This window comes from Archangium sp. (assembly GCF_045802675.1).
Classification (GTDB): domain Bacteria; phylum Myxococcota; class Myxococcia; order Myxococcales; family Myxococcaceae; genus Archangium.
This window is the reverse complement of record NZ_JBJMQO010000017.1, coordinates 19,337-41,099: the sequence shown is the minus strand read 5'-3', so window position 1 is coordinate 41,099 and position 21,763 is coordinate 19,337. Positions and strand designations below refer to the sequence as shown.

General features: G+C 70.5%; 18 protein-coding genes. 14 read left to right on the top strand and 4 right to left on the bottom strand.

The genetic code is table 11. The features are described 5' to 3' along the window. The first annotated feature begins 60 nt into the window (after window positions 1-60). Together ACJ8AN_RS03670 and ACJ8AN_RS03665 are read left to right on the top strand one after the other, a co-directional pair. Entirely contained in the window at window positions 61-2,037 is a 1,977-nt protein-coding gene (locus ACJ8AN_RS03670) for a PAS domain S-box protein (protein WP_407753807.1), read from the top strand. Then, entirely contained in the window at window positions 2,027-3,946 is a 1,920-nt protein-coding gene (locus ACJ8AN_RS03665) for an ATP-binding protein (protein ID WP_407753806.1), read from the top strand. Before ACJ8AN_RS03670 ends, ACJ8AN_RS03665 begins: the two co-directional genes overlap by 11 nt. Before the next feature lie 6 nt (window positions 3,947-3,952). Here the strand turns inward: ACJ8AN_RS03665 and ACJ8AN_RS03660 are convergent, their stop codons facing one another. Next, window positions 3,953-4,789: a hypothetical protein gene (locus ACJ8AN_RS03660; RefSeq protein WP_407753805.1), complete on the bottom strand. Its 837-nt coding sequence runs from the start codon at window positions 4,787-4,789 to the stop codon at window positions 3,953-3,955. A gap of 304 nt (window positions 4,790-5,093) precedes the next feature. On the opposite strand from ACJ8AN_RS03660, the gene ACJ8AN_RS03655 reads away from it, so the two are divergent. The 4 genes from ACJ8AN_RS03655 (at window position 5,094) to ACJ8AN_RS03640 (ending at window position 7,806) form a co-directional block, all read left to right on the top strand. Further along, on the top strand, window positions 5,094-5,840 hold the full coding sequence (locus tag ACJ8AN_RS03655) for a MotA/TolQ/ExbB proton channel family protein (protein ID WP_407753804.1): 747 nt from the start codon (window positions 5,094-5,096) through the stop codon (window positions 5,838-5,840). 104 nt (window positions 5,841-5,944) lie between these two features. Continuing rightward, window positions 5,945-6,430 carry an ExbD/TolR family protein gene (locus ACJ8AN_RS03650; RefSeq protein ID WP_407753803.1) on the top strand — a complete coding sequence of 162 codons (486 nt, stop codon included), beginning with the start codon at window positions 5,945-5,947 and terminating at the stop codon, window positions 6,428-6,430. A 15-nt stretch (window positions 6,431-6,445) separates the two neighbouring features. After that, a complete protein-coding gene (locus tag ACJ8AN_RS03645; protein WP_407753802.1) occupies window positions 6,446-7,030 on the top strand; it encodes an ExbD/TolR family protein in 585 nt (194 codons plus the stop codon). Between the two features lie 101 nt (window positions 7,031-7,131). Beyond that, on the top strand, window positions 7,132-7,806 hold the full coding sequence (locus ACJ8AN_RS03640; RefSeq protein ID WP_407753801.1) for an HAD family hydrolase: 675 nt from the start codon (window positions 7,132-7,134) through the stop codon (window positions 7,804-7,806). On the opposite strand, the gene ACJ8AN_RS03635 is transcribed toward ACJ8AN_RS03640, so the two are convergent. Beyond that, a complete protein-coding gene (locus tag ACJ8AN_RS03635) occupies window positions 7,793-8,023 on the bottom strand; it encodes a hypothetical protein (RefSeq protein WP_407753800.1) in 231 nt (76 codons plus the stop codon). The two genes, ACJ8AN_RS03640 and ACJ8AN_RS03635, sit on opposite strands and share 14 nt — an antisense overlap. 263 nt (window positions 8,024-8,286) lie before the next feature. Between ACJ8AN_RS03635 and ACJ8AN_RS03630 the strand changes: the two genes are divergently transcribed. Further along, the gene (locus tag ACJ8AN_RS03630; protein WP_407753799.1) at window positions 8,287-10,650 is read left to right on the top strand and encodes an MASE1 domain-containing protein; all 2,364 of its coding nucleotides are present in this window, start codon (window positions 8,287-8,289) and stop codon (window positions 10,648-10,650) included. Window positions 10,651-10,669: 19 nt separating this feature from the next. On the opposite strand, the gene ACJ8AN_RS03625 is transcribed toward ACJ8AN_RS03630, so the two are convergent. Then, window positions 10,670-11,260 carry a YqaA family protein gene (locus ACJ8AN_RS03625; RefSeq protein WP_407753798.1) on the bottom strand — a complete coding sequence of 197 codons (591 nt, stop codon included), beginning with the start codon at window positions 11,258-11,260 and terminating at the stop codon, window positions 10,670-10,672. 127 nt (window positions 11,261-11,387) lie between these two features. On the opposite strand from ACJ8AN_RS03625, the gene ACJ8AN_RS03620 reads away from it, so the two are divergent. The 7 genes from ACJ8AN_RS03620 to ACJ8AN_RS03590 all read left to right on the top strand — a co-directional run bounded on the left by ACJ8AN_RS03620 (window position 11,388) and on the right by ACJ8AN_RS03590 (window position 20,203). Further along, entirely contained in the window at window positions 11,388-12,047 is a 660-nt protein-coding gene (locus tag ACJ8AN_RS03620) for an LON peptidase substrate-binding domain-containing protein (protein ID WP_407753797.1), read from the top strand. 58 nt (window positions 12,048-12,105) lie between these two features. Beyond that, complete coding sequence (nadE, locus tag ACJ8AN_RS03615; RefSeq protein WP_407753796.1) at window positions 12,106-13,995, top strand: NAD(+) synthase; 1,890 nt, start codon at window positions 12,106-12,108, stop codon at window positions 13,993-13,995. 219 nt (window positions 13,996-14,214) lie between these two features. Further along, window positions 14,215-15,297, top strand: coding sequence for an outer membrane protein (locus ACJ8AN_RS03610; RefSeq protein WP_407753795.1), 1,083 nt, complete (start codon window positions 14,215-14,217; stop codon window positions 15,295-15,297). Window positions 15,298-15,438: 141 nt separating this feature from the next. Continuing rightward, window positions 15,439-15,762 (top strand): FKBP-type peptidyl-prolyl cis-trans isomerase, encoded by a 324-nt coding sequence (locus ACJ8AN_RS03605; RefSeq protein ID WP_407753794.1) that lies wholly within the window; start codon window positions 15,439-15,441, stop codon window positions 15,760-15,762. 9 nt (window positions 15,763-15,771) lie between these two features. Further along, complete coding sequence (gene trxA / locus ACJ8AN_RS03600) at window positions 15,772-16,152, top strand: thioredoxin (protein WP_407753793.1); 381 nt, start codon at window positions 15,772-15,774, stop codon at window positions 16,150-16,152. A 241-nt stretch (window positions 16,153-16,393) separates the two neighbouring features. Further along, window positions 16,394-17,902, top strand: coding sequence for an MEDS domain-containing protein (locus tag ACJ8AN_RS03595; protein ID WP_407753792.1), 1,509 nt, complete (start codon window positions 16,394-16,396; stop codon window positions 17,900-17,902). A 99-nt stretch (window positions 17,903-18,001) separates the two neighbouring features. Continuing rightward, window positions 18,002-20,203: a patatin-like phospholipase family protein gene (locus ACJ8AN_RS03590; protein WP_407753791.1), complete on the top strand. Its 2,202-nt coding sequence runs from the start codon at window positions 18,002-18,004 to the stop codon at window positions 20,201-20,203. Between the two features lie 21 nt (window positions 20,204-20,224). On the opposite strand, the gene ACJ8AN_RS03585 is transcribed toward ACJ8AN_RS03590, so the two are convergent. After that, window positions 20,225-21,625 (bottom strand): FHA domain-containing protein, encoded by a 1,401-nt coding sequence (locus tag ACJ8AN_RS03585; RefSeq protein ID WP_407753790.1) that lies wholly within the window; start codon window positions 21,623-21,625, stop codon window positions 20,225-20,227. Window positions 21,626-21,763: the final 138 nt, after the last annotated feature.

Here is a 21,763-nt window from a genome sequence, read left to right as displayed (position 1 = left end):
GACACGGTGGCGCGGGCGTCCGACTGCCCCTGAGGCGGAAGCCGGGATAGAGTCGCAGGCGTGTCTCCCAACGAGTCCTCCCTCGGTGTCGTCCTGGTGCCCGCGGCCTCGGCCGCGCGCGAGCCGCTCTTTCGAGCAGCGGCCCGGGTTGGCCTGCGGGTGGTGGAGACGCCGGAGCAGGCCACCATGGGCCTGGTGGACCTGAGCTCGCCGGAGGGCGCCTCCGCCGTGGAAGCGCTGCTCGCCACGCCCGCGGGAGCCCGGCTCACCCTGGTGGCGCTGGTGGAGCCGGGAGAGGCGGCCTTCGCGGCCCTGGAGTCGCTCAAGCCCGCCGAGGTGATGATGGCGGGGGGCCCGCCCCACGAGCTGGCCTGGAGGTTGCGCCGCGTCGCCGAGCGCCACCGCGAGCGCCAGGAGCTGATGCGCCGGCAGCAGGACCTGTCGCTGCTGGTGGAGCTCACCGCGGACTACGCCGAGAGCTTCGACGTGGAGGCGCTGCTGCACGACGTCACCCGCAGGCTCGCCGAGCGGCTGGGAATCGGCCGTGCCGCGCTGGTGATGCTGGAGCGCAACGGCGAGGGGGCCCGCGTGGTGGCCGCCAGCGACGCGCCGGACCTGACGGACATCCGCATCGACCTGGAGCGCTACCCGGAGGTGCGCGAGGCGGCCCGCACGGGCGAGACGGTCATCGTGGAGGACGCCTCGCACCACCCGCTGCTCGAGGGCGTGCAGAACGAGGTGGCGGCGCGGGGCATCCACACGCTGGCGGCGCTGCCCCTGCACATCGGGGGCGAGGTGCGCGGGGTGCTGCTGCTGCGCGCCTCGGGTGGGGACCGGCGCACCTTCGCTCCGCACGAAATCGATTTCCTCAACACGGTGGCCCATGCCACGGCGGTGGCGCTGCGCAACGCGTCGCTGCTGCAGACGGTGCGTGGGCAGACCGAGCGCGAGATGTCGGCGCGCATCGCCGCCGAGGCCAAGGCCGCCTCGCTCGAGACGTACCACCTCTTCTTCGCCAACGTGCGCGAGGGCGTGGCCATCCTCGATGACCGGGCGTGCGTGCTCAGCGTCAACCCCGCGGGCGAGTCCATCCTGGAGACGCCCTCCGAGTCCGCCTATGGGCGCCACCTGGTGGACGTGACGCAGCCGGTGGACGAGACGGTGCTGATGGAGCTGGTGACGGCGGCGCGGCGGGGCGAGTCGCGCTCGGACGTGGACATGATGGTGCGTACGCCCGGGGGCCGGCGGCTCACGTTGAGCTTCTCCGCGGCGCCGCTGGAGGATGGCCGCCGCGCCATCATCCTCTCGTTCCGGGACGTGACGCAGGCGCGCCAGCTGGCCGACGAGCTGCGCCACACCAAGGACTTCCTGGAGCGGCTCATCGACTCGTCGGTGGACGCCATCGTCGCCGCGGACATGCAGGGCCGCATCATCCTCTTCAACAAGGGGGCCGAGGCCCTCTTCGGCTACAGCGCCCAGCAGGCCCTGGGCGGCATGCACGTCAACCAGCTGTATCCCACCGGGCTGGCCCAGCGCATCATGAAGGAGCTGCGCAGCCCGGAGCATGGCGGGCGGGGCCGGCTGTCGGTGCGCCGCCACGACGTCGTCAACCGGGCCGCGCAGATGGTGCCGGTGAACATGACGGCCTCCATCGTCTACGAGGGCGGCCGCGAGGTGGCCAGCGTGGGCATCTTCACGGACCTGCGCGACCGCATGGAGCTGGAGCGCAAGCTGTCGGACGTGGAGAACCGCCTGGAGGAGAGCGAGAAGAACGCCGTCATCGTCGCCCTGGCCGGTACCGCCGCCCACGAGCTCAATCAGCCGCTCACCTCGGTGATGGGCTACGCGGAGCTGCTCAAGCGCAGGCTCAAGGAGGAGGACACCTCCTACAAGCCGGTGGACATCATCTACCGCGAGGCCGAGCGCATGGCGGAGATCGTCCGCAAGATTGGCCGCATCACCCGTTACGAGACGAAAGCCTACATGGGGTCCCAGCAGATACTGGACCTCGACAAGGCCAGCTCCCATGACGACTGAGTCGCGTCGCCTGCACTTGCCGGAGCTTCCCTCCGCCGAGGACTTCCGTGCCTTCTTCGAAGCGGTGGAGCTGCCCTCGGCGCTTTGCGACGTGGGGCTGCGGCTGCGGCTGTGCAACAACGCCTTCGCGCGCTTCTGCTTCGACCATGGCCTGACGGTGGAGCAGATGATGGAGCTGCTGTCGGGGGCGAGGGTGCCCGAGGACGGCGCTTCGTGCGTGGTGGAGGTGCCGCTGCCGCAGGGTGGGGTGGTGGTGATGGAGCTGGCGCGCCGGGGCGGCTCGGTGTCGGTGGTGGGGCGGCGCGAGTCGGAGCTGATGCGGGGCCAGCTGGTGGTGGTGGAGCAGGCGCTGCTGGAGCAGGCGCGCACCGAGGGCGTGCTGCTGGACCTGGGGCGCAGCGTGGCCGAGGCGGGCAGCGAGGAGGAGCTGGTGGCGGCGGTGGCGCGCGGGGTGAAGGAGCTGTTCCCCGGGCGGACGTTCTGCATCCGCATCATCGACGCGAGCAGCGGGGTGCTGACGAGCCTCTACGCCGAGGGACGGCTGAAGGAGGGCTCCCGGGAGCCGCTGGTGCTCAAGCGCAGCGCGGTGGGCAAGCTGCACCTGTCGCAGGAGGCCATTCCGGCGGGCAAGGTGGTCGTGTCCGCGCAGGTGCCGCTGCTCTTCGAGGGCAGCGCGGGTGGGGTGAGCGCGCCGCTGGTGGCCAGCGGGCAGCTCTACGGCGTCATCAACCTGGAGTACCCCGCCACGCTGCGCGAGGAGAGCGACCCGCCGCAGGACGAGCGGGTGCTGGTGCAGCTGGCCAACCAGGTGGCGGTGGCGGTGAAGAACGCCAAGCTCATCGACGAGCTGACGTTCGTGCGCAAGTACCTGGAGGAGCTGCTGGAGAAGGCCAACGCCCTCATCCTGGTGGCCAACCGGGACAAGAAGGTGGTCGTCTTCAACCAGGCCATCAGCCGGCTGACGGGCTTCAGCAAGGAGGAGGTGCTGGGGCGGGACGTCTTCTCGCTGGTGCCCGAGGACGAGCACCTGCGGCTGGCCTCGGTGCTGGCGGCGGCGCTGCGGGGCGAGCCGGTGCCCAACTTCGAGCTGCGGTTGCGCACGCGCTCGGGCGAGGCGCGCGCCGCGTTCGCGACGTCCTCGGCGCTCACCTCTCAGGGCGAGGTGGAGGGGGTGATGGCCATCGGGCAGGACGTGACGGTGGTGGCGCAGCTCGAGCAGCGGGTCATCCACGCGGAGAAGCTGGCGTCGATGGGGCAGCTGGCGGCGAGCGTGGCGCACGAAATCAACAACCCGATGACGGCGGTGGTGATGAGCGCCGAGTCGCTGCTGCAGCGGGCGCGGATGATGGGCAGCGGCGGGGCCTCGGACGCGGACAAGCTGCGGAAGATATTGGAGAGCGGCCAGCGGATTCTGCGCTTCACGAGGGACCTGACGTCGTACGCGAGGCCCGCCAAGGACAAGGCGGAGCGGGTGCTGCTCAACGCGTTGCTGGACAAGGCGGTGGGCTACTGCGAGCACGTGGTGGCGCAGGCGAAGGTGAAGATGGAGCGGGACTACGGGGAGTTGCCGCCGCTGTCGGGGGTGCCGGCGAACCTGGAGCAGGTGTTCGTCAACCTCATCACCAACGCGTGCCACGCGATGAAGCCGGGCGGGCAGCTCCTGCTGCGGACGCGGCGGGACGGGCGCGAGGCGGTGGTATGGGTGAAGGACACGGGCAGCGGCATCGAGCCGGCGAACCTGTCGCGCATCTTCGAGCCGTTCTTCACGACGAAGACGGAGGGGAAGGGGACGGGGCTGGGGCTGTCCATCGTGCAGCGGATTATCGAGAAGCACGGGGGCCGGCTGAGCGTGGAGAGCACGCTGGGCGAGGGCACCACCTTCACCGTGCGCCTGCCGCTCGCCGACTGAGCCCGCTCAGCCCTCGGACTCGTCGTCCAGCTCGCGGGTGAACTCCTCCTTCGTGAGGAGTCCCTTGCGCGCCATGATGCGCATGAGGGCCCAGAACTTGCGCTCCAGCTCCTCCACCGGGTCCACCGCCGCCGGCTCGGTGGCGGGCAGCACGTCGCCGAACAGCGAATCCAGCTCGGCGCTGAGGTCCCCGGCGCGCCTGGCCGAACCGGGCTTCACCTGTCCGCGCTTGAGCCGCCGCTGCTGCTCGCGCTGCTGGATGAGCTCCTCGAGCGAGACGCGGCGGGTGTGCTCGCCGGGGGGCAGCTCCTCGCCGAGGATGATCTCCTCGACGTCGTCCTCGTGGGCCTCGGGAACGGGCTCCGGGGCCCGCGTGGAAACCGGTGCGGCGGCGGTGGGGGCGGGGCGGTGGTAGTAGCGCTGGATGGCGGCGCGCACGGCGGACAGGGACGCCACGCGCGGGCTCACCTTCAACCCGGTGGTGAACTCCATCTCCTGGAGGGCCGCGGTGTCGAGCGGGTCCGCCATGGCCACCACCAGCAGCCGGCGTCCGCCCACCGTCTCCAGCGACACGGGGAACAGCTCGTGCTGCTCGCAGAAGCGCGAGCGCAGCAGGTGCACGGCGCTCCAATCCGGGGTCCGGGCCGCCAGGTCCATCACCGGCACCCCGAGCGCCTCGCTCAGCGCGTGGGCCAGGGTCTTCTCGCTGATGGCTCCCTGCGAGACGAGCGCGGCCCCCAGCCGCTGCCGGGTCCGCTGTTGCGCCTGCAGCGCCGCTTCCAACTGGGCCGCGGTGATCGCCCCCCTCTCCACGAGCAACTCGCCGATCCGCTTTCGGGCCATGATCTGGCCGCCCTTAGTCTCGTCCCCCGGGAGCGTCAAGCAGGCGACGCAGCGCGACAAGCACTGTCCGTCCGCCACCAGACCAGCCATCCTGGCGGTGTCTGATCGCAAAATTCCCGTGGGATTTCAGCAACTAAGAGCACCGGGCATGCCTTGACACTCCTGGACAGCCGTTCCTAAAGTCCGGCGTCCATTCATGCCATTCCCGGCACGGAACTCCTGCGGAAGGTCGCAGGCTCACCTACCCGGTGGATGGCACCAAGGCCCGCCATGACGGGCCCGCCCCTTTTGGAGGCCAAACGCAATGAACCTGGGGTTTCTGACGAATCTGACCATCCTCGCCAACGCCGGCGGCGGTGCCGAGCGCACGCTGTTCGAGGAGATCGCCCGGCGCTGGGAGGCGGGCCAGTGGGGTATGTACCCCATCGCCACGTGCCTGGTGTTCGCCCTGGCCATCATGATCGAGCGCGGCATCGTGCTGTTCGGCAAGGCGTCCATCAACAAGGACGCCTTCCTGCGCGGGCTCAAGAAGCACATCTACGCCGGTGACCTGGACAAGGCCATCAACTACGTGGCCGGCCAGAAGCAGACGCCGCTCACCCAGGTCATCAAGGCCGGCCTGATGAACGTTCCCAAGGGCGAGGACGAGGTCCAGGCCGCCCTCGACGAGGCCAGCCTGCGCGAGACGCCGAAGATCGAGGCGCGCACCGGTTACCTCGCCATGCTCGGCAACGCGGCGATGCTCGCGGGGCTGCTCGGTACGGTGTCCGGTCTGATCGCCTGCTTCGAGGCCGTGGCCAACGTGAACCCGGCCGACAAGGCGACCATTCTCGCCAACGGTATTTCCGAAGCCATGAACTGCACGGGCTTCGGTCTGCTCACGGCCATCCCGTCCGTTATCGCCTTCTCCATCCTGTCCGGCCGCGCCACCTCGCTGGTGAACGACATCAACGAGACGAGCGTCGCGGTCCTCAACCTCATCGTCAACAACCGCGACAAGTTCAAGAACGCCACGGTGTCCTCGGCGGCCGGTCATCACGACGAGGAGTAGTCGCTCCTCTGTTGGAACCCGGAAACGGGGCGCGTTGTCAGGCGGTATGACACGCGCCCCTCTTCATTGAACGACGTACCCAGCGCGGGCGTAAGGAGAGTGCCATGGCCGGCGGAATGGACCTGGGCGGAGGTAAAGGCAAGAAGTCGCTCGACGTTGCCATCAACCTCACCCCGTTCATCGACCTGATGGCGGTGACCATCAGCTTCCTCATCATGACGGCGGTCTGGACCCAGATTGGCCGTCTCCAGGTGTCCCAGGCCGGTGGCCCGGCGACGGAGGAGGAGCAGAAGCAGGAGGAGCAGACCAAGACGGTCCAGCTCACGCTCTACGTCACGTCCACCGAGCTGCGGCTGGTGGCGGACCAGAGCGAGTTCCCGGCCATCGAGGCCAAGCGCGGAGCCGGCGGCAAGCTGGACCTGGCGCCGCTGCTGGCCCGGTTCAAGGAGCTCAAGGCCCAGTTCCCGGACCAGTCGGCCATCACGCTGCAGACCGAGGACAAGGTCAAGTACGAGGACCTGGTGCGCATCATCGACCAGTGCATCGGCGCCGGCCTGCCCCAGGTCTCGGTGTCCGCCATCATGGGTTAGGACAAGGTACCCACCATGCCCATCAAGGCTCCCGGTAAGCGCTACTGCAAGCGGCTGCAGCACTCCAAGGTGTTCGGCCACGGCACGCACGGTCACAAGAGCGGCAACGCGGACGTGCTGATTACGCCGCTCGTCGACATGTTCGTCATCATCGTGCTCTTCCTCATCGCCAACTTCTCGGCGACGGGCGAGGTGCTGATGATGACCAAGGACATCCAGCTCCCCGACGCCGTCAACGTCAAGGAGATCGAGATGAACCCGGTGGTGATGGTGTCGGGAGATGAGGTCTCCATCTCCGGCACCGTCGTGGGCCGGGTGCAGGACCTGGTGAAGGAGGAGTACCTCAACATCCCCGCGCTGGAGGAGAAGCTGCGGGACATGAAGAAGCAGTTCGAGGACCTCCACGCCATGGCCGACGGCAACACCAACGCCTTCAAGGGTGACGTGAACATCCAGGCCCACAAGGACGTGGAGTTCTCCATCATCAAGCGGGTGATGTTCAGCTGCGCCAGCGCCGGCTACAACAACATCAACTTCGCCACCCTGCAGAAGGGCGACGCCGCCGCGGCCGGCGAGTCCACCGCCTCCGCCAAGGAGTAACGTCCCACCTCTTCCGGGCGGCCCGCCGCTCGCGAAGTGCCCACGCCCCGCGCCTCGGACTTGTCCGGGCCGGGGCGTTGGTGTTTTCAGGGGCCATGCCCATGCACCTGCGCGCCGCCATCTTCGACCTGGACGGGACACTGTTGGACTCGCTGCACGACATTGGCGCGGCGATGAACCACGCGCTCGCCGCCCACGGCCTGCCCGTCCACCCGCTGGCCGACTACCGCCGCTTCGTGGGCGAGGGCGTCCGGGTGCTGGTGTCCCGCGCCGTCCCCGCCGGGCAGGAGGCGCTGCACGAGCCGGTGCTGGCCGCCTACAAGGCCTTCTACGCCGGGCACCAGTTGGACCACACCCGGCCCTACCCCGGCATGCTCGAGCTGCTCGCCCGGCTGCAGGGGGAGAGCCTGAAGCTGGCGGTGCTGAGCAACAAGCCCGACGCGGACACGAAGCGTCTGGTGCAAGCCCTGCTGCCGGACGTGCGCTTCGGCGCCGTCTACGGCGAGCGGGCGGGAGTGCCTCGGAAGCCGGACCCCACGTCCGCGCTCGGCGTGGCGGCCGAGCTGGGCGTGGTGCCCGGGGACTGCGCCTTCATCGGCGACACGGCGGTGGACATGGACACCGCGCGCGCCGCCGACATGTACGGCGTGGGCGTCACCTGGGGCTTCCGCGACGTGGAGGAGCTCCAGGCTCATGGGGCCCGGGTGCTCGCCCGGACGGCGGACGAGGTGCTCCAGGCCCTCTCCGGCGCGCCCCGCGCCGCTACGCCACCCTGACGGGGAAGCTCCTCATCCGCTCCTTGTCCTCGGCCCGGTTGTAGGCGGTGGCCGCGGCGATGAAGTGGCACACCCAACCGAGCAGGCCGACGGTCCCCAGCCAGAAGCCCGGCGTGATGATGAGCCAGAAGAGACCCCGGAGGATGTCCCCGTTATAGAGTTGACCCACTCCGGGGATGAAGAACGACAGCACGGCGGCGATGCCAGGGCGGGACATGTGTCTCGACCTCCTTGCCCATCCCTACGCGGCTCGCGCCGGGCCATTGCATCCCGGCACCCGGGGTGGAATCCGCGACGTCCTTCTGTCGAGTAGGCGGACAGGCGAGCGGGGCCGACGTTTTCCGCGCGCGCCGGTCCGGGCTAGCATGCCGCGTCAACGCCACTGGTGGTTCAGTGTCCGAGTGGGGGGAGACCGCTATTCAGCCGCATCCACAGCACCTCGACCGTTCGCCCGTCCATGGGCTCCGGGGTCTCGCCGAGATGCTCGTGCTGGCGGTCGTGTACTTCGCCACCACCTGGCTGGGCCTGACGCAGGCGACCGTCGCCGGCGCCGCGAGCCCGGTGTGGCCCGCCACGGGCGTGTCGCTGGCGGGGCTCTACCTGCTCGGGGTGTCGCGCTGGCCGGCCATCTTCGTCGCCGCGCTCGCCGCCATCCTGTCCTTCGACAAGGTGCCCCCCGGGGCGGCCGTGGCCATGAGCGTGGGCAACACGCTGGAGGCGGTGCTGGGAGCGCTGCTGCTGCGCCGCCTGGGGTTCTCGCCCTCGCTGGCCCGCACCCAGGACGTGCTGGCGCTCACCACCACGGCGGCCTCGTGCACCCTGGCCAGCGTCCTGGCGGGCACGATGAGCCTCGCCCTGAGCGGCCCTCTCTCCTGGGAGAAGCTGCTCGTCACCGGCTGGGTGTGGTGGCTGGGCAATGCCATGGGCGCGTTGGTGGTGGGCTCGGCGGTGATGCTGCTCTCGCGGCCCCACCCGGAGCCGCGCTGGCGCGGGGCCCTGGTGCTGGTGGGGCTCACCGTCGCGGTGGGGCGGTGGGCGTTCAGCGGCGGCCACGAGGGCTCGCCCCTGGCCTACGCGCAGGTGTTCCTCCTCTTCCCCCTGGTCGTCTGGGCCGCGCTGCGCTTCGGCTCGCACGGGGCGGCGCTCTCCACCCTGCTCATCGCGGGCCTGTCCATCTGGGGCACCATCTCGGGACATGGCCCGTTCATCTCGAGGGCCGACGGGCGGACGGTGGACCTGCTGGAGCTGCAGCTCTTCCTCGCCGTCGTGGCCTTCACCGGGCTGCTGCTGGCGGCGACTCGAGCCGAGCGCGGCAGGGCCCACGCGCAGCTGGAGCTGCTGGCCACCGCCGTGCGCAGCGTGCACGAGGGCGTGCTCGTGTGCGAGGTGCTCCCGGGGCAGGGCTCGCGCGTGGTGTACGCCAACGAGTTCTTCCAGGAGCTGGTGGGCCGGCGGCACGAGGAGCTGCTGGGCCGCACGGCCTGGGAGCTGTGTGGGAGCGGGAGCGAGCCCGGGGCGCAACAGCAGCTGAAGCGGGCGCTGCGCGAGGGCGGCTTCTTCCGCGGCGAGGTGGTGCTGGCGCACCAGGACGGCTCACGGGTGTACAGCGAGATGCACGTGTCCCCGGTGCGCACGGCGGGCGGAGAGGTGACGCACTACGTGGCCACCCACCGCGACATCACCGCGCAGAAGCAGCTCCAGGCGAAGCTGGTGTCCGCCGAGCGCATCGCCGCCGTGGGCACGCTGGCGGCCGGCGTGGGCCATGAAATCAACAACCCGCTCGCCTACCTGGTGCTGAACCTGGAGGGGGTGGCGCAGGCGCTGGCCCAGGGGCCCGAGGGGCTCGCCGAGGCCGGGGCCCGGTTGGAGACCGCGCGCGAGGGCGCCGAGCGCATCCGCGTCATCGTGCGGGATTTGAAGGTGTTCAGCCGGCAGGAAGGGGAGGAGAGGGCGATGCTGGACGTGAACGAGGTGGTGGTCCCCGCGCTGCGCATGGCGGCCCATGCGGTCCGTCCTCGCGCGCGCCTGGTGGAGGACTTCGGCCGGCCTCCCAAGGTCATGGGCAGCGAGGCCCGGCTGGGGCAGGTGATGCTCAACCTGCTCGTCAACGCGCTGCAGGCCATCCCCGAGGGCAGCCCCGAGCACCACGAGGTGCGCGTGCGCACCGGCTGCGACGACGCGGGCCGCGCCCTGGTGGAGGTGTCCGACACGGGCTGCGGCATGTCCCCCACCGTGCTGGCGCGCATCTTCGACCCGTTCTTCACCACCAAGCTGTCCGAGGAGGGCACCGGGCTGGGGCTCGCCATCTGCCAGCAGATAGTCCAGGCCCACGGTGGCGAGCTGCGGGTGCGCAGCGAAGAGGGCAGGGGCTCCGTCTTCACCGTGCTGCTGCCCGCCGCCGAGAGCCGGCCCGTCCGGACTCCCGCGCCTTCGGTGCCCGCCCCCTCGCCCGCGACCCCGCCGCGCCGGCGCATCCTCATCATCGACGACGAGCCGCGCCTGGCCCAGTCCATGCGCATGCTCATCGAGCCGTCCCACGACGTGAGCGTCACCACGCGCGGCGCCGAGGCCCTCGCGTGGGTGAACGAGGGCCAGCGCTTCGACCTGGTGCTGTGTGATTTGCAGATGCCGGGGACGACGGGGATGGACGTCTACTCGCACCTGCGCGCGCACGCGCCGGAGCTGGCCGAGCGGCTCGTCTTCATCTCCGGCGGGGCCTATACCCAGGCCACGCGCGACTTCGTGCGCTCGGTGCGCAACCGGATTCTGGAGAAGCCGGTGCGGCCCGACGAGCTGCTGGCCACCATCGACGAGGCGCTCGCCACCACGCCTCCGGTGGCCTGAGGCGCCCCGCGGGAACGGCTCAGACGCGCAGCCACTTGCGGGCCCTGGGCCCGGCGAAGCGCATCACACCGGCGATGGCGAAGAAGCGCACCGAGCGGCCCAGCACCGCCGCCAGGAAGAAGCGGTCCAGCGGCACGCTCACCATGCCGCTGCCGATGGCCACCACCTTGAAGGGCGTGGGCAGGATGGAGCACAGCAGCGACAGCACCCAGAAGTTGCGCCCCAGCAGGTCGCCCACCGTGGTGTTCTCGATGCCCAGGCGCGGCGCGTCGATGGGCTTGCTCAGGTCGATGTGCAGCAAGCCGATGCTGCTGTGCTGGAGCATGTCCCCCAGGTAGTGGCCGATGAAGTAGCCGATGAAGCCACCGAAGATGCTGGCCACCGTGCCCAGCACCGCGTACCGGACCCACTTTTTCGGCTGCGCGAGCACCATGGGCACCAGCAGCGCGAAGGGCGGAATGGGAAACACGGAGCCGTCCACCACGGACACCAACAGCATGGCGGCCAGGGCGTGCTTCGTGGAGGACAGGGCTTCCACGCGCAGGTAGAGCCGACGGTACCAGGAGAGCTTTTCGGGAGGAGCGGCCACGGAGGTGGAGGGGTCGGTCATCTCGGCGCGCACCCTAGCGGAACAGCGCGGCTTTACCAGCCTTCCGTCCCAGGGCTGACGCCTGCCTGGCGGCTGGGGATGCGCCGGATTCACCCCGCCGCTATGACCGGGGTACGGTGTCTCCTCCATGACGACGGCCCTCGAACGCATCGAGCGCACCACCCAGGCGCTCAAGGTGTTTCCCCTGCCCTCCGCGGTCCTCTTCCCGCAGGCGGCCCTTCCCCTCCACATCTTCGAGCCGCGCTACCGCGCCCTCGTGCGCGACGCGCTCGCCGGGGACAAGGTGCTGGCGTTGGCCCAGCTGGAGCCCGGCTGGGAAGGTCAGTACGGCGAGCGGCCGCCCATGCAGCCGATGATGTGCGCCGGCCTCATCATCTGGCACGAGGAGCTGCCAGACGGGCGCTACAACATCCTCCTGCAGGGCGTGACTCGCGCCCGGCTGCTCGGGGAGCTGACGAGCGACAAGCCCTACCGCGAGGTGCGCGTGCAGCTGCTGCCGGACCCCGTCTACCAGGGGCCCGAGGAGGAGCAGCTGCGTCAGGCCGTCTTCGAGCTGGCGGGACGCGTGCCCGCCTCCTTCGCGGAGAACCTGCTGCCCGTGGTGGCGCGCTCCAGCGGGGGCGTGCTGGCGGACGTGGTGGCCGCCGCCGTCGTCCCGGAGCCCGAGCGGCGCCAGGAGCTGCTGTGCGAGCTGGACGTGCGCACGCGGCTCGAGGCGGTGCTGGAGGACGTGGGCGAGCTCATCGCCCGCCTCAGCCCGGTGAAGCCCGTCGGGCCGTTGAATTAGCCCGCGCCGTCGGCTAGCACGCGCCATCCCCTTCCCCTTCGAGAGAGGAACACCTTCCATGCGGCTCGTGAAGATTGGGCTCGCCAGCGTCAACACCACCGTGGGCGCCTTCGAGCGCAACGTGGACAAGGCGCTCGAGCTGGCTCGCCGGATGGCCGCCGACGACGTCACCGTGGGCGTCTTCCAGGAGCAGCTCATCGGCGGCTACCCGCCCGAGGACCTGGTGCAGTGGCAGGGCTTCGTCGAGCGCCAGTGGACCCAGCTCGAGCGCTTCGCCCGGGAGACGGCCTCGCTGCACGCCGTGTTCCTCGTGGGCGTGGCCGTCAACCACCAGGGCCTGCGCTACAACTGCGCCGCGCTCGTGGCCGGGGGGAAGATTCTGGGCCTCGTGCCCAAGGAGAAGCTGCCCACCTACAACATCTTCTACGAGGGGCGCACCTTCTCCCGCGGCTACCCCGGCATGCGCGAGGAGTACCGGGGCATTCCCTTCGGTGACTACCTCTTCCGCTTCGACTTCGGCCTCGTCTCCCCCGAGGTGTGCGAGGACATCTGGAGCCCCGAGGCCCCCATGCGCCGGCGCACGTACTCGGGCGCCGAGCTGGTGGTGAACATCTCCGCCTCGCCCTTCCGCGTGGGCCAGGGGGACACCCGGCGCGAGCTGCTCGCCACCCGCGCGTCGGACCACCAGTGCACCGTCGCCTACTCCAACGCGCTGGGCAGCAACGACGGCATCATCTTCGACGGCGGTGGCTTCCTCAACCAGAACGGCAAGCCCGTGCTGGAGGAGCCGCGCTTCCAGGAGGGCTTCGCCGCGGCCGTGGTGGACCTGGACCGCACGCTGCGCCTGCGCGCGGAGAACACCACCTGGCGCAGTGACCGCGAGGCGTGGCTGCGCGAGGGCGCGAAGCTGGTGCCCACCATCGACTGCACGGGTGCCTTCACCAGCCGGCGCGAGAAGCTGCGCTACCCGGTGCCCGCCCACCGCAGCTTCTTCCTCCCCGGCCCCGACACGCGCCGCTCGCCCCGCGAGGCCCTGTGCGAGGACATCCTCGACGCGCTCGCGCTGGGCATCGGCGACTACTTCGAGAAGACGCGCGCCTTCAAGGTCATCGGCATCGCGCTCTCGGGCGGGCGCGACTCGCTGCTCACCCTGCTCATCGCCCACCGCTACGCCAGGCGCGTGCGGCCGGACAACCCGGGCAGCCTGCTGCGCGCCTTCTACATGCCCAGCCGCTACTCCAGCGACGCCACGCGCGAGGCCGCGGAGACCATCGCCCGGGAGCTGGGGGTGCCCTTCCTCGTCGTCCCCATCGAGGAGGCCTTCGAGCGCGAGCTGAACATCGCGCGCACCATGCTCGCCGGGGCCGAGGTGACGCCCATCACCGAGCAGAACATCCAGGCCCGCCTGCGCGCCCAGCGCATGTGGAACTGGTCCAACTCGAGCGGCGGCCTCTTCCTGCAGACGGGCAACATGAGCGAGCGCGCCGTGGGCTACACCACCACGGGCGGAGACCTGATGGGGGCGCTGGCCGTCATCGCCAACGTGCCCAAGACGGTCGTCATGTACCTGCTGGACTACCTCCTGGAGAAGACGGGCCTCGAGGGCATCCGCAAGGTGCTGGCCAAGCCCGCCGGGCCGGAGCTGGCGCACAACCAGGTGGGCGAGGAGGAGCTGATGCCCTTCCCCATCCTGGATGCCTGCTTCTACCTCTTCGCTGGAGAGAAGCTGGTGCCCTCGGAGATGCTGCTGGCGCTCGAGTCCATGTTCCCCGAGGTGGAGCGCGCGCGGCTGCAGGGTTACGTGGAGAAGTTCACCCGGCTCTTCCTCCAGTCCATCTACAAGTGGGTGCAGGCGCCGCTGTCGCTGCACATCGGCAACCTGGACCTGGACCGCGAGCGCGCGCTGCAGCTCCCCGTCGTCACGAGCAGCGACTGGACGAAGGGGTAGTCCCGGGCGCTGGGGTGACGGGTTCCTGGACTGTCTCCACCCCTGAGCGGCCAGTCCGCCCCGCTCGAGGGTCAACCCCCCCGCGCCCGCTCGCCCTCCTCGCTCGGCTGGGTACTCCTCGGCCGGGGTCCCGGCATCCTTCCGGAGTGGATCCGCGTCTTGCCGGATGTGTTCCCGGGAACGAACTTCCCGTCAGTCACCCGACGGACGGAGGTAGGGATGAAAGTGAAGATTCTCGCGGGCCTCGTGACGGCGCTCATCTATGGCGGTGTAGCGATGGCTCAGGACACCCAGAGCAACCCCCAGGGCAACACCCAGGAGCAGCAGTCGCCGGACAACATCGGCGGCTCCGGCCTGGAGCAGAGCAACCCGGATGATCTCATCATCCTCGACCAGCAGGACGTCGCGCCCGTTCCCGACACCAGCGTCCAGGACCAGGGCGTGGGCGGCTCCGGCGATCAGGGCCTCCCTGGTGACGTGAACAACCAGGGCGACGTGAACAACCAGGACGCCATCGGCGGCTCCGGCAAGCCGAGCACGGCGCCCCAGGGCGTGCAGCCCCAGGGCGTGCAGTCCGGCATCCCCATGCAGGGCCAGGGCGGCGTGACGCTCTACTGCACTCCGGTGAATCAGCAGTCCACCGGCGGCAGCGGCCTGCCGCAGGGCAATGAGCAGTCCGCGCTCACGCCGGTGCCGGCGCCGAGCCAGGGCGTAGGCTCGGCCGACATCAACCAGGACCAGGCCCTCGGCGGCTCCGGCTACGAGGTGAAGCCCGTCGAGGTCCAGAACAAGAACGACCTGCGCGGCGTGTCCGTGATGCTCGGCGGCGGTATCGAGGGCTACACCGGCGGGCTGGCTCCGGCGATCAACCCCGGCGCGACCGCGGGCGTGATGGCGGCGCTGCGGCCCAGCAATGTGTTCGGGTTGGAGCTCGGCTACAACGGCGCGGTGAACAACCTGGATACGGACGTGGCCGGCAGCGGTCCGGACCTCGTGCGCAACAGCGTCCAGGCCGACGTCACCCTCGGACTGACCGCGACTCCCATCCAGCCCTACGTGCTCGGTGGCTACGGTCTGAACTGGTACAACGTCCGCAACGGTGGGGCGATTGGCTTCCGCGACGACACCAACTCGAAGATTCCGGTGGGTGCGGGTCTGCGCACGCAAATCGGTGACTTCACCGCCGACGCGCGCGTGAACTACAACTTCCTGCTCAGCGACGACTTCGCCCCGGGCATCGACAACGGCGACGCCGCCACCGGTAGCTACAACGGCACCATCAACATCGGCGGTACCTTCTAGGTCCCAGGTGTGATGGCGGTCTGACAATCCAGCGGCGCGGTGCCTCCACGAGTGGGCACCGCGCCGCGTTTTTCCTTGCGAGAGGGCAGCGCACCCGCACCTGGGGCGCTAAGGTTGCCCCCTTTCACGGGAGAAGAGTTCATGGACTTGAAGGTCGAAGACGTGAAGGTGGGAACGGGCGCCGAGGCGACTCCGGGCAAGACGGTGACGGTGCACTACGTGGGCACGCTCACCAACGGCTCGAAGTTCGACAGCAGCCGAGATCGCAACGAGGGCTTCACCTTCCCGCTCGGCGCCGGCCGCGTCATCAAGGGCTGGGACCAGGGCGTGGCGGGCATGAAGGTCGGCGGCGTGCGCAAGCTCACGATTCCCCCGGAGCTGGGCTACGGCGCGCACGGCTTCCCGCCTGTCATCCCCCCCAACTCCACGCTCCTCTTCGAAGTGGAACTGCTGGCGGTTCGTTAGGAGGCCCCCATGGCCACGATGGAAATCGGCAAGGAGAACTTCGAGGCGACGGTGTCCAAGCAGGGCATCGTCATGCTCGACTGGTGGGCCACCTGGTGCGGCCCGTGCCGCGCCTTCGCGCCCGTCTACGAGAAGGCCTCCGAGGCCCACTCGGACGTCACCTTCGGGAAGATCGACACGGATGCGCAGCCGGAGCTCTCCGGCATGTTTCAGATCCGCTCCATCCCCACGTTGATGATCTTCCGCGACGGCATCCTGCTCTTCGAGCAGGCCGGAGCGCTGCCCGGGTCCGTGCTCGAGGAGCTCATCGGCAAGGTGCGCGCGCTGGACATGGACGAGGTGCGCCGCGAGCTCGAGAAGCGCAAGAAGGAGCAGGAGCCGCGGGCCTGAAGCCCGGACGGGCCCGCCGGGCCTGCCTCAGGGTGGGCCCGGCGTCTTCTTCGGCGCGGGGACAGCGCCTTCGGGCGTCAGGGTCCGCGCCCCAGGGCTCCCCCGGATTCGCGACGGCGGCTGACGGGGTCCGCTCCGCCGAGCGGGAGCCCGGATGGATCCTGGCTCCTTGTCGCCCCCGGGCGGCATGCCCACGTGAAGGGATGGATGGCCGTCAGGCCCCTTCTCCCCCGAGGGCTTCATGCGTGAGAACACTCCGCTGACAGCCTCTTCGCCCTCCGCGCTGCTGGAGGACGCAGGGGTGGCGGTGGGGCAGACGCCCCAGCAGCTCACCCGGGTGGGAGCGGGCGCTCACCTCTGTGTCATCTACGAGCGCTTCGAGGACGAAATGACGGCGCTGGTGCCCTACGTGCGGATGGGGCTCGAGCGGGGGGAGCGCTGCATCTGCGCGGTGGAGGCGCGCGACGTGGAGGCGGTGGCCTCGGCGATGGCGGCGCGGGGGGTGGACGTGGAGCGGGAGCGGGCGCGCAAGGCGCTCATCTTCCTCTCCCAGCGCGAGGCCTTCCTGCGCTCGGGGGATTTCATCCCGGAGCAGATGGTGGCCTTCATCCGGAAGCTGGAGGAGGACGCGCTGGCCGAGGGCTACACGGGGCTGCGCACCAGCGGGGAGATGACGTGGACGCTGGGGTCGCAACCCGGCTGCGAGCAGCTCATCCGCTACGAGTCGCTGCTCAACCGCTCCCTGCCCGGCTCCCACTGGCTGACCGTCTGCCACTACCACCGGAGCTGCTTCCGGCCGGAAATCATCCGCGACGTGCTGCGCACCCATCCGTTGGCGCTCATCGGAGACGAGGTGTTCGAGAACCTCTTCTACGAGACGCCGGAGATGATGCTGGGCGAGGAGTCGGCGGCGCGGCGGGTGGAGTGGATGGTCACTCAGTTGAAGCGAGTCAGGGCGGGCGAGCGCACGCTGGTGGCGCTGGGGCAGCGTCTGGCGGAGCAGGCGCGCGAGAACGCGCGGTTGTACGAGCAGGCACGCGAGGCGGTGCAGGTGCGGGACGACTTCCTGTCGGTGGCCTCGCACGAGCTGAAGACGCCGCTGACGCCGCTGCACCTGCGGCTGCAGGCGTTGAAGCGCGAGGCGGTGACGGACTCCATCGAGCCGCTGTCGCGCGAGCGCGTGATGCGCATGGTGGAGGGCGCGGAGCAGCAGCTGCGCAAGCTGGCGGTGCTGGTGGATGACCTGCTGGACGTGGCGCGGCTGACGGCGGGCCAGCTGCTGATGAGCTGGGAGGACGTGGACCTGGCCGAGGTGGCGCGGGAGGTCGCCGCCCGCTTCGCGCAGCAGGCGGAGCGGGTGGGGTGCGAGCTGGAGGTGGCGGCGGACGTGCCGGTGATGGGGCGGTGGGACCGGTTGAGGCTGGAGCAGGTGATGACGAACCTGCTGTCCAACGCGCTGAAGTACGGCGCGGGCCACCCGGTGCACGTGAGGACGGAGGCGGGGTCCGGGTGGGCGGTGCTGGAGGTGCGCGACGAGGGCATCGGCATCGAGCCCGAGCACCTGGCGCGCATCTTCGGCAAGTTCGAGCGGGCCGTCTCGGGGCGGCACTACGGAGGCCTGGGGCTGGGGCTCTACATCACGAACCAGATGGTGGAGGCGATGGAGGGCCACATCCAGGTGGAGAGCCAGCCCGGGCGGGGCGCCACGTTCCGCGTGGAGCTGCCGCGCCGGCCGGAGCACGCCGCGTGAAGCCCCGGGAGCCCGCCTGCCCGGCTCCAGGTGGGGCGAGCTGAACATCCCGGGGACCCCGGGTATCGGCGTGGAGCCGTTCTGAGGCAGGCTCGGGGCATGGCGTTGGAACGGGTGCAGGCCTGGTGGCGGGGCGAGACGGCACAGCCGCTGCGCCCCGTGTTGGAGTGGCTGGGGCGCTGCCCGCTGCTGCTCGTGCTCCAGGCGCTGCCGGTGTGCATCGTCTGGGGCGGGTTCGAGGCGATGGGGCTGCCGAGCCTCTTCTTCCACGACGTGCCGCGGGTGACGTTCGTCGCGGCCTTCATGGCGGCCATGCTCCTGGGGCAGCTGTGCTTCATCGGCTACCTGCTGGACGCGGATGAGCCCTGGGCCCTCGCACCCCGGCGGGGCAAGCCGCGCGGGAGGCCGCCCACCATCCGCTGGTACCTCTTCCGCACCGGCACCTATCCGCTGTGGCTGGTGCTGCTGTGCATCCCCTGTCTCATCGACCGGCACTTCGCCTTCCTCTTCGGCGTGCTGGCCGCGGTGGGGGTGACGCTGCTGCTCACGCGCGGCGCCGAGTGGCTGCAGCGCTGGTACGAGTCGGACCTGTGCCGCCACCGCTGGGTGCGGCTCATCGAGAGGACGTTCTTCCGCAGGCGCCCGACGCACATCGTGGTGCTGCACGTGCTGCAGGCCGGGCTGCTGGCCCTCTTCGCGCTGGGCTACCTGCTGGTGGCCCTGCACGTGGCCCTCACGGGAGACCACGGGTGGGTGTCGCCCGCCGTCGTCATCTGCGTGGCGATCGGCCTGTGCGGCGCCGTCTACGGGGCCCTGCACTTCTTCTTCCCGCTGCACCACATGGGGGCGGTCATCGTCGGGGGCGCGCTGGTGGTGTTCGCCGGGCGGGGCCTGTCGGACGTGTCCTTCTACGACGAGCTGTCCCTGCCCCAGCCTCCCGCGTACGCGAGCACGAGCCTCACGTCCCCTCGAGACGCGGGGCTGCTGGCGGACAGCGCGGCCCTGGACGCCTGGTTGGCGCGGATGCGCTCCGAGCCTCCCCCGGACGCGGCCTGGGCCACGCGAGGCGAGACGCAGCTCGCGTCGGGACAGACGGCGATGCGCTGCGAGCCGGGGCCCAAACCCCGTCTGGCGCTGGTGGCCACGAGTGGCGGCGGCATCCGCGCGGCGGCCTGGACGGCGCACGTGCTCTCCAAGTTGCAGGGCCCCCAGGGCGTGCCAGGCTTCCACCGCTACGTGCGCCTCGTCACCGGGGCCTCGGGCGGCATGGTGGGCGCGGGCGCGTGGGTGGCGGGACTCCAGCGCCAGGGCCTGCCGGAGGGGGTGTCGCTCCACACGATGATGGAGCAGGACAGCCTCTCGGCGGCGGCCATCGCGCTGATGCTGCCCTTCGGCGAGAACCGCGGCCGCTCGCTGGAGCACGCCTGGGTGAAGTACACGGGCGGCCTGCTGGGGCGCTCCTTCCAGGAGCTGCGCGCGGGCGAGGCCGAGGGCTGGCTGCCCTCGCTGGTGTACTCGCCGATGCTGGTGGAGGACGGGCGGCGGCTGCTGGTGAGCAACCTGGACCTGTCGGTGCTCACGTCCGCGGAGGCGAACACGCTGGTGACGGAGCGCCACGGGGACGAGCCCCGCGAGGCCTCACGCGCCCAGCTGTCGCTCTCCGGGGTGCAGCTCTTCCAGCTCTTCCCCCACAAGCAGTCGGCCTTCTCGGTGGCCACGGCGGCGCGGATGAGCGCGTCCTTCCCCTACGTGAGCCCGGCGGGCTCGCTGCCCACCTCGCCGCGCGTGCGGGTGGTGGACGCGGGCTATTACGACAACTACGGCGTCGACCTGGCGGTGCTGTGGCTGCACGCCCATCGCGAGTGGGTGCGCGAGTGCACCTCGGGCGTGGTGCTCGTGCAAATCCGAGATCACCTGGGCAACGGCCGGCGCACGAAGCTGCAGGCACCCGGCGAGGACGGGCTGCTGGGGGGGCTCACCTCGCCGGTGGAGGCGGTGCTCACGGCGCGCGAGTCCAGCATGTCCTTCCGCAACGACGAGTTGCTGAGCCTGGTGCAGGACGAGCTCAACGTCAGCGAGCCGTGCTTCTTCACCACCGCCATCTTCGAGTTCAGCGAGACGGCGCCGCTGAGCTGGGCCCTCACGGCGCAGGACATGGCGCGGCTGGAGCACGCGGCGGACAACCCCGTGCTCCAGGCCCGCGTGGACGCCATGCGCGAGTGGCTCACCGCGGGCCCCGAGGCCCAGGCGCGCTCGCGCGGGCTCGGCCTGTGTCCCGGGGGCCGCGAGCTGCTGCCGTGAGCCGCGCCCCCCGCTGTCCCTTCATGCCCCAGGGATGAGGGGGCGGAGCGCCGCGGCGAACTCCTCCTCGCCCTCGTACACCGGGTGGCGCACCCACGTCCTCGCCTCCACCCCGCCGCGCAGCAACTGCGTGCCGCTCTCGGGCTCGAAGGTCCACTCGGGCACGTCCCCCACCAGGTACTCCACCCCCCACGGCGAGGCGCACTCCTCCCAGTCCTCCTGTGGCAGATTGCCCCAGGGGTAACGACGCCCGTCCGACCCGCGCGCCGCCATCTCCCACTCGTCGGCCGTCGGCAGGCGGATGCTCGCGCTCTCAATCTTCGAGAGCTCCGCGCACATCCGCTCGGCCTCCTTGAAGGAACCCAGCCACACCTGCTCGTGGTCAGGCACGACACGGATGGGTAACGGGTTACCCACCCATTTCGCCAGAGGGCGATCCACGGGGACCTGGGCCACGAAGAAGCCGGCGGAGCGCTCGCGGCGGGCGGGGCTCGCGCCCAGCCAGTGCTCGACGGGCGCCACCCACCGCAGCGGCAGCCCCGAGCGCTCCAGGAAGTAGCGGCCCGCCTTCTCCACCACCCCCGGGGGCAGCCGGGCCGGCTTGCGCGCGGGCTCCAGCGGCGTGGTGAGCGCGTGCAGCATCAGCGAGGCCGGGTCCGACACCTCCAGCTCTCCGGCCAGCAGCTTCCACAGCGGACGGAGCGGGTCCCTCCCCGGCAGGCTGTCGGCTGGGTTACGGCGCTCCTGGAGGTAGCGAATGACACCCTGCCACAGCTGCTCGAGGAAACGGCGCTCGCGCGGCTCGTCGACCTCCTGGAGCAGGGTGGGCATGTCCGAGGACTGGAGGGCCGGCAGCACCTCGCGGGCGCGCAGCTTCGCGGCCGCCAGCACCGCCGTCATGCGCACCTCCAGGTCCGAGTCGCTCAGGGCGGCGCGCAGCACCTCGTCCACCCGGGGGTTGGAGGCCGGCTCGCGCATGAGCCAGCGCAGCGCCTGCCGCCGCTCCTCGAGCGTGGACAGGCCCCGGGTCAGCACCGTGTTCTCGTGGGAGATGGCGGTGGGTTCGTCCGAGGGGAGCGGGTGCGGCCTGACCCCCAGCTCCTGCTGCGCCCCGGCCGTGCCCCGGCCGACGAGCGACTGCACCCGCAGTGAATACGGGCCGATGACGAGCTCGTCCTCGAACCGCAGCACGGCGGGATGGGCCACGGGCTTGCCGTTGAGCCACGTTCCGTTCTTCGAGCCCTCATCCAACACGATTGCTGCTCCTTCGATGGCGACCAGCCGGCAGTGGGTCCGCGACACGCTCCCACTATCGAGAACGAGATCGTTACTGGGGTCCCTCCCGATGGCGATCTCACGCGACGCCAGGGTCCCCGTCTTGGTGCTGCGATCTCCGATGAGCCCGACACTGATGTTGAACACGCGTGCTCTCCGTGGGGTTGGAGGGCCGGTTCATCCGGCAGCTGGCGCGACTTCCAAGCACGACGCGTGCCAGCGCTTCTCCTCCCCGGCCGGGCTTCGCGCTCCCAGGGATGGGGGGCGCGCGGGGGCCTCATAGCA